This window comes from Nostoc sp. FACHB-133 (assembly GCF_014698055.1).
Lineage (GTDB): Bacteria > Cyanobacteriota > Cyanobacteriia > Cyanobacteriales > Nostocaceae > Nostoc.
Window position 1 is genome coordinate 1 of the sequence record NZ_JACJSH010000047.1, and the last position, 17480, is coordinate 17480.

The following is a 17480-nucleotide window of genomic DNA, read 5'->3' on the forward strand; positions in this document are numbered from 1 at the left end:
CAGAGAAGGGAAAATATAGTACACAGCGTATAAGATTTAACTCCAATTCTTCTGCTTAATTTTTTGTTACATACTTATAAATTTTTCCCACGGCTTACTTATCTATACCATAGAGGTTATCAGAAACAATTCGCTTTTTGATAAAATAAGGTAGTGAGGGATGGGAATTTTCTATATCTTCAAGCTTAGTTTTGAGAATACCATCATCCATCAATTTAATTGTCCCAAACACCGCGCTGTAAACTTGGATTAGCGTCTTCATCGCCGCCACAAGAAAAGCACCAGAACCACAAGCTGGGTCAAGAATTGATAAATTAGGAAGAATATCATCCATTAGTAGACTACAAACATTTGTATCCAGCTTGATAATAAGTTCATTAATATCCTCAAATGGCTTATACTTATCAGATAGCGCATCATTTACGCGGTCTACAATTAACTTCTGGATAGTTCTATCACAGAGATATTCTGTAATTTGTGGTCTAGTATAATAGGCTCCAAAAGCTTTTTGGTTAATATATTTCTCAAAAATATATCCTAATACATCAGGATTTATCTCATCGTCTTTCCCTTCCGGCGTATCATCTAGATTCCAAGAATAACGCCCAAATAAATCTAGAACTTGCTCAAACGCCTCATCAACTATAGAAATCTGATATTTATCTTCAATATGATGCTTGAGAAATAATCCACCATTCAGGTATTTAACCTTACCTACCAATTCTTGTACAGATAAATCGCGTTCAATCTCAGGTTTTGCAAAACTTTCAAAAAACAAAGCCTTGAGAAATTCACCATAAAAATGATTTTCAGCTTTTTGTTTACTTTGTTCAAGCTTATTTTGCAGATAATTTAAATCTTTGTTATCAATAAAACCCTTACGCTGGAGAAAATAAACAAACATCAGGCGATTCAGAATTACCGATGTATACCAACGTCTATCTATTTCATTATCAATACCTTTAACAAACAGTAAAAATTTCTGATGTTGCTCTTGAAATTCCTTGTAAAACTTCTTAGTTACAGGTTCAACATCAAACCCGCGTTGTAACTTATAGGCAATTTCGACAACCGTCGGTTCACCATGTTCCAATTCAGTAATATCAATAACTAAAGAACCAAGCTTGCTTAAAAATAAGTCTCCTGGTTGACCTTTCACATATAAATGGTCACGAACGTAGCTTTTATTTCCTTCTCGTTTCACCCAATACCAAAGACTACGTGTGCGTTCTTCAGTAATAAAAATTAGGAGATTTTCAGCTATAAGTTTAGTAACTTCTTGATGAATAGCAACTCTCACTTTAGCTTCTGGTATGTTTCCATCTGCTGCGGTGACTTCAAAGATTGCAACCCCTGAGAGTTCAGCAATTTTCTGGTATTGATACGTCTTGTTATCAATCTTTAAGGTTTCGGGTTTTTGTCTTGAGGGTTTAGACCAACCTAATTCTTCTATAAATAAATCACTAAATTTGAACTTAGAGAGTAAATCGCGTGTTCGTTGAAAATTAAGCGACATAATTTACCATGCTTGGAAAATAAAAACCAAGCATGGTAAATTTGCCATTCAGAAAATAAATCTGTGGCTTTAAAAATTAAGTCTGCGCTGGCGGACTTTAAGAAACCCTGTTTATAAGAGTTAAATTTTTACCATGCTTTTTATACTTTATAAATCCTTTACATTTAATTAGGCTGAGAAATTATACGTAAAAATTATCAATTTCTCTAAACGTCGGCTTTATTTGTGCAACCGTAATTTTTAATTGTCAAGTATATTTGCTGATTACTTTATCAAAATGCCTAATTGCTTTATAAAAAGGTCTGTTTACTTTATCAAAACACTGAAATGCTTTCTCAAAAGAAGCTTTTACTTATTCAAACCCCAGTTTGCTTTCTCATTTCGGTGTTTTCCGCAAGTAAAAGAAGCTTTTACTTATTCAAACTCCAGTTTGCTTTCTCATTTTGGTGTTTTCCGCAAGCAAAAGAAGCTTTTACTTATTCAAACCCCAGTTTGCTTTCTCATTTCGGTGTTTTCCGTAAGCAAAATGAGCTTTTACTTTTTCAAACCCCAGTTTGCTTTCTCATTTCGGTATTTTACGTAATATAAGAAAGAAAGACGCGATAAATCGCCGTCTCTACAAAGGGTTAATTATTGTAGAGACGGCGATTCATCACGTCTATTGCCATTGGGTGTAAGCGTAGGTTGAGGAGTAAAAGTAAAGCTTGGAAATTTAGCTTGATTCGCCGATTGTATGAATTAGGATTGCAATAAAAAGATATTCGTAACTTTTATCGATTTATTGATTGGGTTATGATTTTACTAAAAACCTTAAAGGATGTTTAAAAAGTGGTATGTAATGATTTGAATCGAATTATTACCCCCCTTAATCCCCCCTTGTAAAGGGGGGAAACCGGAAAATCTTGTTCCCTCCCCTTTGCAAGGGGAGGGTTAGGGTGGGGTAAAAAATATTTGAGACATCAATCAATTATGACTTTTCAAACATCCTTTAAGCAGTTTGAGCAGGAGCAAACTATAAGCTACATTACCACAGGCGAGCGCATTGGTTATGAGCGGGGAAAACAAGAACAAGGACAAACCCTCGTGTTACGGCAACTACAAAAACGGGTGGGAGAGTTACCAGAAGAGGTTCGGGGGCGCATTCAAACTCTTTCTTTAGAGCAATTAGAAGCACTTGGCGAGGCTTTATTGGATTTTACAGCCATTGAGGATTTACTTAACTGGTTGGAAGCAAATCAAACAGTGCATTAAACGTATGTTGGGTGGAGCGGAACGCAACGCAGTGGCTCCCCAACCTACAATTTTTTTGCTATTTAACCTTTAACCAACTAAATATATCTGCTGGCGTAATTTGCCAATCTGCTAATTCATCAAGAACAGCCAATTTATCATTATTATATTTTACTTCTGGCAATTTATTAGGTTGAAATACCATCACCGATTTATCATTAGAGTCAATAAACCAACCTAATTTTGTCCCATGATTAATACAAAAAATAATTTTATCAATTACACGGTTAGGAAATTGGTCAGGTGAGAGAATTTTAATTATCAAATCTGGATAAGTTTCAAATTTATTGGCAATTTCCCCATCTTCATCAACAATAAGCCGTGACCACTCAAATACAGCAATATCTGGAACTAAAGAACGTCCTCCAAATGTGCAGCGTAATTCAGTTAATGCTAAAGCTTTTTGCTCAGGTTCGCTTTTCTGATTAATCTCGGTTGATAAACGAGTTTGGATTCTGCTATGTTTTCCCTGCGGCATTGGTTTTTGGTAGATTTTTGCATCAATATATTCACTAGCTGGTTTGGTTTCTGGTAATTGCAGAAACTCTGTTAAAGAAAGATTAGATGATAATATAACCATAAAAATTACTCCTAAAATAGTTAAATTATATCTTTAAATATAACAAAGACGCGATAAATCGCCGTCTCTACAATAATCAGCTTTTTGTAGAGACGGCGATTTATCGCGTCTTCTGCCTTAATTACGAATTAGAAAATAATCCTAATGAACAAATAATCTGAGGTTCTCGTTTCTCCAGTTCTTCTGTCACAATACACAAACGGTCATCCATGCGTAACGACACAACTAAATCAGCCAACACCTGATTATTAATGCCACTTCTCAGTTGACGATTCAGAGTATCAATAGCTGACTGTCGCAAAGGATAACGGTAAATCTCATCAATTGCTTTTAAAAGTTCTTCACTAACAAATAGTGTTCCCTTCATTTCTTGAACATAACTTTTCAGTCGTTCATAAGTGCGGAACCTTGCACCTGATGGTCGCCCTAATTGACCACCAGCATTTTTCTCTTCTTCAGCAATCAATTCAGCACCCTTTTGTACTAACTTGTGATGCTGTTTATCCCTCGGTATCGCTGGAGTAGATTCTTCACACGCCGCTACCCGAAGCACGGCTAATTGTGATTGAGTAACGCTATTTCCATCGCGGTCAACATAAATCAAAGAATCATTTCCCTCTGTGGTTTTCATATAAAGCAGTACTCCCTCTGGTTGCACAGGTTGCGGAGTATGAGCGCGGGTAGAATAAACCACATTTTGCATTTCTTCAATCGTTTTTTTCAAACCGGGATTATTATCGGTGGCTTTTTTCCAAATTTGAAATGCTTCTGATGTCAAATCAACTTCCGTATCTTCTTCGCCATCTAAAACTCCAGATTTCTCGTTGTAGAGGTCGAGAATTACTCGTGCATCATCATCTTCAAAAAAAGCTTCATCAGTTCCCACCACTTCCGCATTTTCTTGCAGTCGTTTGCGGAGTCGTCCCCGCAAATTAATAATCCGTTCTACTCCTTCGGCTGGTAAAAAAGAATAACAGAGAATTTTATCAGCATTTTGACCAATGCGGTCTACTCTTCCCACGCGTTGAATTAAGCGAATAATCGCCCAAGGTAAATCCCAATTGACGATAATTGCACAGTCTTGCAAATTATGACCTTCACTCAAAACATCGGTGGCGATTAAAACTCGCAACTCATCTGATGATGAAATTTTCTCCCGTTTTCCATTACTCACAGGGCTAAATCTTCCCGTCATTACTGTCGGGTCTTTAGATTGACCTATTACCCCAGCTACATTAGTAATATGATTCAACTGCAAATTGTCTGCAAGGTAGCGGACTGTATCAGCAAATTGCGTGAAAATTAGTACTTTATCTTGAGGGTGAGTTTTTGTTAGCAGTTTGATTAAAGCCGCAAGCTTTTCATCTTTTTGAGGATTCCACTCGCCACACTGTTGCAATATATTAATTAATGCTTTGGCATCTTCTAGCAAATCACGTTTCAGTTTTTTAATATCAAAAAGTGTAGAACGCAACCACTTAAATCTTCGTTGATATCGGGTTGTATATTCTTGGTAAATTGATTCTGCTCTTTGACGAAAAACTTTTTCTGTTTTCGATGCCTTCTCATCCTCGTCTGGAAAACCTCTCTTCAAACCTCTCTCCTGCAAGGAGAGAAGCTTTGAATTCTCCCCCTTGCTTACTAGGGAAGGGGGTTGGGGGGTTAGGTCAAAATCATCTTCTTCGGTTTCAGTATCAAACAAAGCTGCTGCTACAGAATCAGCATCTTCATCATTATTCCTTGTATCTAATAACTCAGCTTCCTGAGTTCCAATAGGAATATCAAGCCCATTTTCTAGAGCATATAAATAAATAAAATTCCGTAATATATGGCGTTCAATTGATTGGATAAAAGCAACGCCGCTACTTTCCAAACGTTTAAACAAATTAGTGCGTGAAAAACCCATTAACCTCCTACCACCACGAAATAAGCTATTAATAAAGCGTTGCTCAGTGTCTGTAGGTGGCTGTTTTTGTTTAGCAATAACGTAATTTCCTAGCCCATAACGAGGTAAGTTAAGTTGATTAATGACTTCTACTACTAACTCAGAGTAAAGACGCGCATAAAAGTCTGTGTTAGAACCTTCTAAAGGAAACTTGAGACTACGAGGTAGACGCTGAGGAAAATAAGAACGTCTCCCATCAGAAAATTCTAAATATTTCCGCCCTGTTTCATCTGTGTGGGCATAATTATCTTTAATAAAAGAGCGAGTGCGTCGCACCATATAACGCTTCATCAATTCTCGCCAGTCATCAGGGTGTTCGCTTTTCTCAAAGGCAGCTAAAGAACGGACTGAACATTGATGCTTTCTAATAAACTCTAATTCTCCTATAGAACTGCCACCCAGTTCATTAATTAAAGCTTCTGGTCTTAATCCTAAATCTTGGTCTTCTGGCACAAATAGCCGCAGTTGCGCGGAAAGGTCAAGATAACTTTTATTGTAAGGAGTCGCAGATAATAAAATACATTTACTTTCATTAGCAGCAATATATTCTATGATTGTTCGATAACGTTTACCTTCGCGGTTGCGTAAATTGTGACTTTCATCAATTAACACAACTCGGTAACGCCGGAGTGTTGGTAATTTATTTTGTACTTGACTAATTGGCATAATTTCGGCAAGTAACCGATAGTTATCCTTATATTCTTGCCACATTGAAACCAAGTTTTTTGGGCAAATAATCAGCGTTTCTAAATAACAATCTTCTTGTAATATCTTCGCCAAGGCGGTTCCAACTAAAGTTTTGCCCAAACCAACCACATCACCCACTAATACGCCACCACGCCTAGTTACATGACGTGCTGCTAGCTGTACGGCAGCTTTTTGGAAATCAAATAAGTTATTAAATTCGCGGGGGATACGAAATTCTGAAAGTCCTGCGATCGCTTCATGGGATAAGTGGTAAGCTATCTTGAGGTAGATGTAGTAAGGCGAAACTAGCTCATCTCTCGCCCAACTCTGGTCAATAATTTCCGCCAATTCTTGGGATATATCTACACAACCGTAATCTTGCCAGCGATCGCTAAACCACTTTTGCAGTTTATTACAAGCATCGTGGTCTAAAATATCAACATTCAACTCCCCTTGTTTTGCCAGTCCAGGAAGGGTTAAATTACTGCTACCCAAGAATCCCACAGTTGGAGCGTTAGGGTCATGGCGATATACAAGATATAACTTGGCGTGGAGAGAATGCCGCAAAAACAGTTTAATAATTACCTTCTGACTTTTTAGCTGATGACTTAACCGCCGCAACCCCGCTTCATCTTGATTAGTCGGCGCACCGATAGTCAACTGCTGGCGAAATTCCGCCGCCATGCGTTTTTTAAACCGCACAATGCTACTGTTGTCAATTCGTCCATCACCACTAACAAGGCTAAATGCTGCATGAACTTCATCACTGGGTAAGCTTTGCATCCCAATTAGCAAACGACAACAAGCATTTTCACTACCAATATACTGTTCAATCAAATCATCAATTCTTCGCCAACCTCTGAGGTTGAAGTAGCCAACACAAAAGTCTGCGCGATAAGAGACTTTGAGGGTTTCTCGTAAAATCGGTAGTAACTGTAAATCAATGTTGTCAAATATCCGGGGCATTATTTAAAACTCATCAATATTTCGTACATCTGTTATATGAGTAAAAAATTTTTCCAGCCAGATTAGAGACGCGATAAATCGCCGTCTGTACAATAATCAATCCTTTGTAGAGACGGCGATTTATCGCGTCTTCAAAAATTATAAAAAAAGAGCAGTTGCATAATACAACTGCTCTAAAAAATACTTAGATAGATATTTACTACCTATCCACAGACCCCATAATTACGTCAACGCTACCGAGAATCACCACAATATCTGCAACCTTCATGCCGCGCAGTAAATGTGGAACAATCTGAAGGTTGTTAAAATCTGCGGCGCGAATCTTCCAACGTGCAGGGAAGACATTATCATCGCCAACCAAGTAAATTCCCAACTCACCTTTGCCACTTTCTACACGGGCATAGATTTCACCCTTGGGTATCTTGAAAGTGGGGGAAACTTTTTTACCGATGAATTGGTAATCAAATGCGTCCCATTCAGATTTTTTACCTGCGGCTAAACGCTTGGCTTCCAGATTTTCGTAAGGGCCGCCAGGAAGTCCTTTAATTGCTTGGCGAATAATCTTCACAGATTCGCGCATTTCCCGCATCCGCACCACGTAACGGGCAAAGCAATCACCGGCGGTTTCCCACTGTACATCCCAGTCGAAATCGTCGTAACATTCGTAATGGTCAACTTTCCGCAAATCCCATTGCACGCCAGAAGCGCGTAACATGGGGCCAGAAAGTCCCCAGTTAATTGCTTCTTCACGGGTGATAGTCCCAATACCCTCAACACGTCGCCGGAAGATGGGGTTATCTGTTACTAAACGTTCGTACTCATCAACTTTAGGTAATAAGTAGTCGCAAAATTCCAGACACTTATCTACCCAACCGTAAGGTAAATCAGCCGCTACTCCACCAACGCGGAAGTAGTTATTATTTACCATCCGATAACCTGTAGCAGCTTCCCACAAATCATAAATCATCTCCCGTTCGCGGAACTGGTAGAAGAAGGGAGTTTGAGCGCCTACGTCAGCTAAAAAGGGGCCAAACCATAGCAAGTGGTTAGCGATGCGGTTCAACTCCAGCATAATGACGCGAATGTAGCTAGCGCGTTTGGGGACAGCGACACCTGCAAGCTTTTCTGGGGCGTTAACAGTGACGGCTTCGTTGAACATTCCCGCAGCGTAGTCCCAGCGACTAACGTAAGGGACGTACATAACATTAGTGCGGTTCTCAGCAATTTTTTCCATTCCCCGGTGCAGGTAGCCGATGACCGGTTCACAGTCAACGACATCCTCGCCATCCAGAGTCATGATTAGCCGCAGAACCCCGTGCATTGAGGGGTGGTGTGGCCCCATGTTTAGCACCATTGGTTCAGTGCGGGTTTCTAGTCTGGTCATAGATTTCGTGTTCTCCTGTTGTGTTCGTGTAGCGTGCCAAAGGCAAAATTTTGAATTGAACCGCGTAGATGCCAACCAGACCCGATTTATCTAGTCTGCCAAGCCAAAGTTAAGCTTGCAGGAGCAATACTTTTAAGAAAACTGCCTTAAGGCGTTTATAATGTATTGCCCATACAGGGGTATGTTGGAGAGGGAGTGACAGAGGAGGGACTTTACTTGATGTTTAATTTTGTTGCACTTCTTCAACTATTATATGGAAGCTTGATCTGCACTTAATTAAGACATCGGATTTTTTTATAAGTAAGGCAGCCTGAAAACCCTTGAGGAACAGGCGCGAAGCGCCGTATTCCGTACTTCAGGCATGTTGGTGCGATGTCTACGACAGGCTACGCCTACGTAAACAAGCATTGCAGTTGATCGTCCGAAAAGGCAACAGTTGTAGGCAAGTCAGGATTATCCAAGTAATTAAGTACGATTAAACTGAAGTATGTAAAATTTTATAGGATTAAAGGGTAAAAGTTTTTCTTTTATCGTTTCCCTTTACCCTTGTGAATATAACGTGAGTTTAATTACTGCGATCGCATAGATCGCTAACCAAAATAACTGATTTGCCTTTGTCTGCAAAGCGATCGCGATTGGATTAATCTTGTACCAAGTAAAAATGCGATCGCATTCATTAACGATCTCATCAAGGTCTATAATTATTGATTTTGATTATTTGAGACCACAGTACTGGTTTTGTCATTTTCTAGTTCTCTCATTAAAGAATCAAAACCACTAGCGTTGTTTCCACCTTTAGACAATAAAGACTGAATTTTATTTATTATCGCACTCATATTGTCAGAGAAAAATCTACCAAGATTATTCACAAAGTTTTTCAGTTTCTCAAATATACTAATTTCTACAGTTGAGTACTTATTAACAATTGGATATACAACTTTTCCTTTTTCTGTTTCATAGTACTCTTGTTCAGGCATCAACATAGATGTAAGTGGCTGCACCTGTTTTGCCATATCTGCTTCAGTTCGCTTATGGCTGAGGAATAAAACGTCGTAAACCTTTCCGTTCCAACTAGCCCAATAATGGTTTTGGAAAAACCACCGCTTACCATCATCACAATTAGGCTTTTTGCCTTGATATGGTGTAACTCCAGCTTCACTCAAAAAAGGTTTGGCAATGCTTTCAACTGTTATTTTCTCAATGCCGAAATATTCTTCTGCAACTTTTTTAAACGCACGAGCTAATGTCTGACAATCTCCTTCGGGAGAGCCTTTCAAGAGAGTTTCTTGACTCTTGCTCACCATTGTGTGTTGAAATTGGATATTGCCAAAGTTTTTGAATAGTTGTTCCAGTATTTTATCTTCTGGTAATGTGTCGTCTATGCCATTTACTAGTGTTTTGGCTAGAGAGTAATCTTGTAAAAATTTTTGTTTTTTATCTGCTGAGTTATTTGCTGCTAATATTTCTTCAGAGCTTGCTTGGATGTTTCTGCTACCTGGTAAGGTCGTCTGCTGTCCTTCTTGGTTTTGTAAAGTAGCTTGATTAATTTGGCTGACAACAGAAGTAGCTACTCTATCAGCTTCTTGCTCATACTGATCTCCTGGTTGGCCAACAGTGAGTTTTGGCTGTATTAGTGGTTCCTGAAGGGGTTGCATTTGTGCCAGTGACACAGTACCAGCACGTTTGATCGCCATTTTGTCAATGTTATGACCAAACTGAAAAGAGTGTTCCTTTCCTTGCTGCAACGACTCATTCATCTTTGCCTGTAATACAGTGAGTCGTTCCTGTCCGTCTGGCGTGATTGTGCCATGCTTGGCTTGGATTTGGAGTTTTGTTGCCTCGAACTGATACTCTTGAAATTTCTGATTCTCTACTTTTGCCTGTACTATGGGCTTGTTAGAGCCAAGTTGAGAGTGAGTAGTTAAAAGGTGAGATGGCAACTGACCTTGTTCTGACTTAGAAGCGAATGAGTCAGCTTTTTTGTGGATTTGTAGCCGTTCTTTCATCGCTGGTTTTAAAAGTCAATAGTGGTTAATCTATATATTATGTCACTTCAGATTGCTTGATTACTTATACTTAAGTCGAATACTGTTAAAACGTATCATCCATTTTTTCTAGAAGACTGACGCAAACCATAGCTGAAACCTTCAGCTATGGGCAATTCATGTAGACGCAAAGTCGCTTCCCGTAGGGTATTGCCCAGTTTTGCGTCGGTTAAGAACGCCGTACATTCAAGCAACACCATTCTTTTCGTTTCCACAGGGTAGCAACGACCCAACCATTTTGTTCTAAAGCGTCAGCAACAGCTTTAGATTGTTCTAGTAAAATACCACTGAAGATCGCCCAAGTTTCAGGTTTAGCGATCGCACTCATTTCTGGAATCAACTCAATAATTACATGAGCCAAAATATTGCAAACTATACCGTCCACTGGTTTCTCAAGCAGTTTTGTCAAAACATCTACACTTCCCAGTGCTGGTAGTAAACGTTCTGAGCCAATGTCATTCAAGACACCATTACTGATAGTTGATTGCACCGCTAAAGGGTCATTATCTACTGCATAGACTTTTTTGGCTCCCAGTAGCAGCGCCCCAATGGAAAGGATACCAGAACCACAGCCAATATCTGCAATTACCAGATGTTCATGTTTGCCACTATTACCCACAAATGACTGAGGAACTCCACTCAGCCGCATTTCTAGGGATTCCAAACATAACTGAGTGGTGGCATGGTTGCCCGTACCAAATGCTACACCAGGGTCAAGACGAATTACCAACCGTTCTGTTGTTTCTGGTAATGGTAGCCACGCAGGATTAATTAGGAAGCGATCGCCGATTTCTTGCGGATGCCAATATTGTTTCCAGCTAGTTGCCCAATCTTCCTCATCAATTAACTGCCATTGCAGTGAGGGAGATGAAATTCCTACACAAAGGGCATCTTGACGCAGCCAAAGTGACAGCGCTGCCAAATCTAGTAGCTGTGTTTGAATTGTCGATAAATAAGCCCTAACTAAAGATGAATTTCCTTTGTTTTCACTAGCTGTTCCCCGACAGCCAAAATCTTCCAGTCGCCAAAAGATCGAATCTTCTAGGTCTGGCTCACATAAAATCTGTAATTCCCACCAGGTGTTTGCCATTTATTGAGTGCTGAGTGCTGAGTGCTGAGTGCTGAGTTTGAGAGAGTTATGAGTTATTAGTTAGGAATTAGGAGTTCTGGTTTTTAACTTCTCACTCCTGACTATTCACTCCTAACTTTTCTTCACTCAGCACGGGCTAAACGCCCCGCTACAGCTAACATTACTCAGCACTCAGCAATCATAGTGTTACTGTATACGCGTCCCGAATACCAGGAACTTTTATAATCTCATCCAAAATGCCTTCAGGTAAAGGGTCATCTATACTCAGAGCCATTACCGCATCACCACGGACGATTTTACGGCCTACTTGCATACTGGCAATATTCACATTAAAACTGCCGAGTAAGGAACCAAGTTTGCCGATAATCCCCGGCATATCGCGGTGCAGGGTAAACAGCATATATTTGCTGGGTGGGACGTTAATGGGGAAACCGTCAACATCAGTTAGGTGGATTTCCCGCTCACCCAACAAAGCGCCGGTGACAGAATGAGTACCCAAAGTACCCGTAGCTTCTAGATGAAGCGTTCCGGCATAGTCTCTAATAGAAGCATCGCGGGTTTCAATTACCCGAATTCCGCGTTCTTTGGCTTCTATGCTGGCATTGACGTAATTTACCCGTTCCCGCAGAGCTTGGTAAAGTAATCCTTTGAGGGCAGCTACTACCAAAGGCTGACTTTTATTGGTTGCAAGTTCCCCTTGTAGTCGAATATTGAGTACTTCCACGCGTCCGCCAGCTAGCTGTCCTACTAGATTACCTAGAGTTTCTGCTAACTGCATATAGGGTTTGAGTTCTTCCAACACATCGGGGCCGAGTCCAGGAATGTTGACGGCTGAACGCGCTGGTAGTCCTAAAAGTACATCTCGAATTTGTTCGGCAACATCAATAGCCACATTTACTTGAGCTTCTGCAGTAGAGGCTCCTAAGTGGGGAGTGAGGATAACTTCTTTGCCTAGCGATCGCAATTCCGATTCACCCAGTGGTTCTGACTCGAACACATCCAAGGCGGCACCACCAATTTTACCTGCTTTCAGAGCTGCTGCTAAAGCAACTTCATCAATGATCCCACCACGAGCGCAGTTGACAATCCTGGCTGTAGGTTTCATCTTTGCCAAAGTTGTGGCATTGATTAAGTGGGTAGTTTCTGGGGTTTTCGGGATGTGTAGAGTGATATAGTCTGCTTGCTGGAAAAGTAAATCTAGCTCCACCAACTGGCAGCCAAGCTGTTCGGCTCGTTCTGTAGAAATAAAAGGGTCATAAGCTAGGAGTTTCATCCCCATTGTCTTAGCTACAGCCGCAACATGGGAGCCAATTTTACCCAAACCGACAACACCGAGAGTTTTTTTGTAGACTTCCGCGCCAACAAAGCTATTGCGATCCCACGCACCGCGTTTCACCGAGGCATTAGCATCGGGAATGTGGCGAGACAAAGCCAAAATCATTGCTAGCGCGTGTTCGGCGGCGGCAATTGTGTTTCCCTCTGGAGAATTGACTACCACAATTCCCCGGCGTGTGGCTGCGGGAACATCCACATTATCCACACCTACGCCAGCACGACCGATGATTTTTAGCTGAGTGCCAGCTTCAATGATTTCTTGAGTGACGCGCGTACTAGAACGAATCATCAGTGCGTCATATTCACCAATAATTTCGAGCAGTTGGGCTGGTTTTAGACCTATTTTGACATCAACAGTAGCAACTTGCGAAAGAATGTCAATTCCAGCTTGGTCAATAGAATCTGAGACAAGAACCTTAGACATGATTACTTCATTTAAAGCTACAGGTTTTGCTGCACAAGACTTTTTAGTTTAGTCTTTATCTGTCGCAATTCAGCAAAAATTATTCGTTTTAATATCAACTTCACCTTTACTTACGCTACGTGCTGATGGTATCGAAGCGTGAGTTGCTCCCGGTGGGTACTGCCTCCTAAGTATTTAAAGATGAGTGGCTGTTTGCACCACCCTGTCGCTAAATATAAAGCATTAATAGCACTAAGCACCTATATATTTATTAATAGTTAAGAGTTACCAAAATTTTATTGCCTTAAGCAATTTCCTTTGTGGGGTAGAAACGCTTAGATTCTTGACTGGGCTGCAACTTTAGCTGAGGCAATGCTCTGCACAACTAACAAATGAGCTAGTAACTATTTTATCTGTAGAATCTTAGTTATTTATCAATACCACATGTGGTATCACTTAGTCAAAATAAAATATTTACATTATCAAGATTATCGGATCGCAATAGGTAGGTAGACGTAAATCCTAATCATTAATCTACGTGCGTTACCAAACAGCCCTTTTGTAGATATTGCTAGTGAAGAAATCGCTATAATTCTGATGAGCCAAACGGAGCCAAATATCCTTTGATTTTTGGGGAAACCAGCGATGTTAAACTACAACTTGCCAAGGCACTTGCCCTCAGCCGAGGAACTACCAGACTCTGACGAAACTCCTGTGGATAATGAACTGCAAGAATTGATACCAGGTTTGCTGAAGGCGATCCTGCTGATACTTTGGGCAGAACGTATGGACTGGCTATTTGCCATAGATATGGGTATTTATTATCACCCCGATAAACCGCCCATTGTGCCAGATGGGTTTTTGAGCTTAGGGGTAGAGCGGTTTTATGATGAAGAGTTGCGTCCCAGTTATGTGCTGTGGGATGAAAATGTCGTACCGATTTTCGTGCTAGAAGTAGTTTCCCAAAATTATCGCAAGGAATACACGACTAAATTGGATGAATATGAGGCTTTGGGCGTACTTTACTATGTGATTTATTCCTCCCGTCGCCGCCGCAAACCTCATCTGGAAGTACATAAGTTAGTGAATGGTAAGTATGAATTGCAAGAGGGAAACCCTGTTTGGCTACCAGAAATTGGTTTAGGAATTGGTTGCGAAAGAGGAAATTATTGTGGCGTAACGCGGGAATGGATGTATTGGTATGATGAGCAAGGACAACGATATCTCACGCCCGCAGAACAAGTAAAACAAGAAGCTCAACGCGCCCAACAAGAAGCTCAACGCGCCCAACAAGAATCACAACGCGCTCAACAAGAATCACAACGCGCTCAACAAGAAGCTCAACGCGCTCAACAAGCAGAACAACGGGTGCAACAATTGACAGAACAATTAAGAGCGCTAGGAATCGATCCAGATAATCTGGGTTAAGAGACCATTTATAAAGTAAATCTTTAGACGACTAGACGACGTAGCATAATACGAGTCATAACAGCATATATGGCCGCTTCACTCATTTCAGGAAGACGTTCATAATCCTTACTGAGACAAATGTTCTTTCTACTACCCAACGCTTGGGTAAAACTTCAAATTCTTTATCAGTACGGCGTATGACTTCAACATGAGCTTGAATCATCAACCAAACAGCTAGCGCAAACTTATCGCCGTCATACCCCGAGTCAACCCATAAAACTTCAACTTTTTCCAATAATTCTGGGCGTTCTTCCACCAGTTCCATCAAGGCATATGCTGCAAGTACTCTTTCAGGAGCATTGCCTTCGCTCACAATCACTTTGAGCAATAGCCCAAGGCTATCAACGATTGTTTGACGTTTTCTTCCTTTGACTAACTTGCCACCATCAAAGCCGTAGACATCCCCCTTTTTTCAGTCGTTTTTACCGACTGACTATCTACTGCGATGCCTACGGCGAGCTTCGCTAACGCACTTGGTTGTGTTGATCTACCTAATTTTGTGCGAACTTGACCACACAGTGTATGGTTTAATTTTTCCCAAACTCCCTTACGCTGCCACTTACGGTAATAGCTGTATACCGTTGAGCTTGGCGGGAAGTCCCCCGGAAGCATATTCCATTGGCATCCAGTTTTCAAATGATAATAGATGGCATTGCATATTTCACGCATATCTGTTGTGCGTGGATGCCCTCCTTCTTTAGCTGGTGGAATCAAGGGAGCCAAGATTTCCCACTCCATATCAGTTAAATCTGTGAGGTAAGACTTTCGCGCCATGACCGACTATCTATGTAAATACACTACATATCAAGTACTTTATCGTTCTCAGAACTCTTTTCGCCTGGCTTTTAGATTTACTTTATAAATAGCCTCTAACTGAAATATTTTGCAATATTTTCGACAAGACTAATAAATCTGGTTTTTCAGAATTTATGTATTTACTATAAATTCGGATTTCCGACTGAATGTCAACCAAAAAACTATTACTTTTTAGGAATAACATTCCTGATTCCACTTTTAGCGCCAACACTATCACCTTTGTAACGAGGGATGATATGAATACTGGCGTGCATAATATTTTGACCTGCGGCTCGATTGATATTCATTCCTATATTAAAGCCGTCAGGTTCAAATTCTGCTTTGAGAATTTCTTGTACTTTGTTCACCATAAACCAGCAAGCAGATTGCTCTTTAAATGGGAGATCAAAATAGCTGTTAACATGACGTTTGGGAATAATCAGAATATGTCCTTTATTTATTGGATAGCCATCAAAAATAGCATAAGCAGTTGCTGACTCAGTTAATAGTCTGAGAGTTTTATGGGGATTACAGAATATACAATAGTTAGATGAATTTCGCTGATGATTATAGTGGACATACTCATATACTTCCCGATATTCGTCTAAGTAAATTGAAGTAAAAGGAAGTTTGGCAATACACTGATAAGTAGGTTTTTTGTGAACATAATGTTCTCGAAACCCTTCTTTTTTGATATCCCTTCTCACAGCATAATAAGCTTTACCTCCTGGTTTTAATAAATGTGATATTTCCATTAGGACATTTGTTTGTTCTTCGGTAAATAAAACATTTAAAACATAAAAGCAAATTATTGTATCGAATTTATTCTCAGGATATTCTGGAAAATAATAAGGGTCATAGCCTGTAATATCACAACCTTTTTGGCGCAATATTTTAACATCATTACCAAAACCACAACCAAAGTCTAATATTTTGCCTTGGAGAAGGTTTTGATTTAATAAAAACTGTGCCGGAAATGATAGATAACTTCTTTCGATCGCAGTAAGATGGCTGAACTGATTTTTTTGCTGTTTCATAGAATGAATTTTGGTGCTGATGTCCCAAAATTATTATTCCCAGCATTTCTTGAGTTTATGCGATGTTTACGACGGGCTACACCTACGCATCTGGGTCAACACCTAGCTCACGTAACTTAGCTGCTAATATATCAGCACGTTGGCGTTCCTGTTCAGCGCGTTGGCTTTCTTGTTCAGCGCGTTGGCGTTCTTGTTGGGCTTGTTCGCTACTCCACAATAGCAAATTTCCTTCTGTATCCCACCAGCGCAGCCAATTCATGGTTTGACATAATCTTTCACCTTGCCAAATTCCGAGAAATAACTCTAATTCAGGAATCCAGTAACGTCCATTAGTGTCTGCTTGCTGCAAAGTATATTGTCCATTTTGCAAGCATCGTAGTTCTATGCTTGGTTCGTAAGGGTCGTAGGTTACGTAGGTTGGAACTTGGAGAATCTTTTCGTAATAATAGAGTTTACCATAAGGCGGAGTTGAGCGGACTGAGAGTTCTCCGCCTTCTGTGTCTGAGAGAAATTCCATCACTACAGCCACAGCAGCGCCTTCTAAATTCGGGGTATAGCTGCGACGAACTACATTTGTTCCCACAGACTGCACTTGAGGGACATAAAACCAATCTGGGGCTTTGACAACGATTTTTTTGTTGACTGTGGCTACAAGCCCAAAGTTAGAGCAAATCAGAATTTGAGGTTGGATGCGTGCTGTGCTTCCCAAAGCATCGGTAAGCGCAGCTGCGATCGCAGGTTGTTGAATATTTTCCACTGGATCGTCTGGTAAAATGAAGTCGGCTGGAAGTGCTTCCCAAGTAACGATTGGTTCTTTTTGGATGGGGTTAACTTGTAGAACCATAAAATTATTCCTAATATCCATGCACAGTATATTAGTTATTTTTAACAAATCTTCAGCCAGCATCGCTTTTAAGCTAAAAACCCAGAAATCTGG

At 40.3% G+C, this 17480-nt stretch carries 10 protein-coding genes and 2 pseudogenes; 2 read left to right on the forward strand and 10 right to left on the reverse strand.

Features of this window, described 5'->3' with window-relative positions:
- Nucleotides 1–94 precede the first annotated feature (94 nt).
- Nucleotides 95–1516 carry a type IIG restriction enzyme/methyltransferase gene (locus tag H6G86_RS27855; protein ID WP_242065007.1) on the reverse strand — a complete coding sequence of 474 codons (1422 nt, stop codon included), beginning with the start codon at nucleotides 1514–1516 and terminating at the stop codon, nucleotides 95–97.
- A 975-nt stretch (nucleotides 1517–2491) separates the two neighbouring features.
- Between H6G86_RS27855 and H6G86_RS27860 the strand changes: the two are divergent.
- A pseudogene (locus H6G86_RS27860) lies at nucleotides 2492–2767 on the forward strand (DUF4351 domain-containing protein); the annotation flags it as partial.
- A 58-nt stretch (nucleotides 2768–2825) separates the two neighbouring features.
- On the opposite strand, the gene H6G86_RS27865 reads toward H6G86_RS27860, so the two are convergent.
- From H6G86_RS27865 to serA, 6 genes are all read right to left on the reverse strand, one after another.
- Nucleotides 2826–3386, reverse strand: a complete 561-nt coding sequence (locus H6G86_RS27865) for a Uma2 family endonuclease (RefSeq protein ID WP_190937027.1) — start codon at nucleotides 3384–3386, stop codon at nucleotides 2826–2828.
- A 121-nt stretch (nucleotides 3387–3507) separates the two neighbouring features.
- Entirely contained in the window at nucleotides 3508–6984 is a 3477-nt protein-coding gene (locus H6G86_RS27870; protein ID WP_190937028.1) for a DEAD/DEAH box helicase family protein, read from the reverse strand.
- A 199-nt stretch (nucleotides 6985–7183) separates the two neighbouring features.
- Entirely contained in the window at nucleotides 7184–8368 is a 1185-nt protein-coding gene (locus tag H6G86_RS27875) for an NAD(P)H-quinone oxidoreductase subunit H (RefSeq protein ID WP_012411270.1), read from the reverse strand.
- Nucleotides 8369–9069: 701 nt separating this feature from the next.
- On the reverse strand, nucleotides 9070–10374 hold the full coding sequence (locus tag H6G86_RS27880) for a hypothetical protein (RefSeq protein ID WP_190937029.1): 1305 nt from the start codon (nucleotides 10372–10374) through the stop codon (nucleotides 9070–9072).
- A gap of 208 nt (nucleotides 10375–10582) precedes the next feature.
- Nucleotides 10583–11503: a 50S ribosomal protein L11 methyltransferase gene (gene prmA, locus H6G86_RS27885; protein ID WP_190937030.1), complete on the reverse strand. Its 921-nt coding sequence runs from the start codon at nucleotides 11501–11503 to the stop codon at nucleotides 10583–10585.
- Nucleotides 11504–11681: 178 nt separating this feature from the next.
- On the reverse strand, nucleotides 11682–13262 hold the full coding sequence (serA, locus tag H6G86_RS27890) for a phosphoglycerate dehydrogenase (protein WP_190937031.1): 1581 nt from the start codon (nucleotides 13260–13262) through the stop codon (nucleotides 11682–11684).
- Between the two features lie 624 nt (nucleotides 13263–13886).
- Here serA and H6G86_RS27895 point away from each other — a divergent pair.
- Nucleotides 13887–14669, forward strand: coding sequence for a Uma2 family endonuclease (locus H6G86_RS27895; RefSeq protein ID WP_190937032.1), 783 nt, complete (start codon nucleotides 13887–13889; stop codon nucleotides 14667–14669).
- A gap of 23 nt (nucleotides 14670–14692) precedes the next feature.
- Here the strand turns inward: H6G86_RS27895 and H6G86_RS27900 are convergent.
- From H6G86_RS27900 to H6G86_RS27910, 3 genes and pseudogenes are all read right to left on the reverse strand, one after another.
- Nucleotides 14693–15485, reverse strand: a pseudogene (locus H6G86_RS27900) (IS5 family transposase).
- Between the two features lie 206 nt (nucleotides 15486–15691).
- Complete coding sequence (locus H6G86_RS27905; protein ID WP_190937033.1) at nucleotides 15692–16543, reverse strand: HIT family protein; 852 nt, start codon at nucleotides 16541–16543, stop codon at nucleotides 15692–15694.
- Nucleotides 16544–16625: 82 nt separating this feature from the next.
- Nucleotides 16626–17387 carry a Uma2 family endonuclease gene (locus tag H6G86_RS27910; protein WP_190937034.1) on the reverse strand — a complete coding sequence of 254 codons (762 nt, stop codon included), beginning with the start codon at nucleotides 17385–17387 and terminating at the stop codon, nucleotides 16626–16628.
- Nucleotides 17388–17480: the final 93 nt, after the last annotated feature.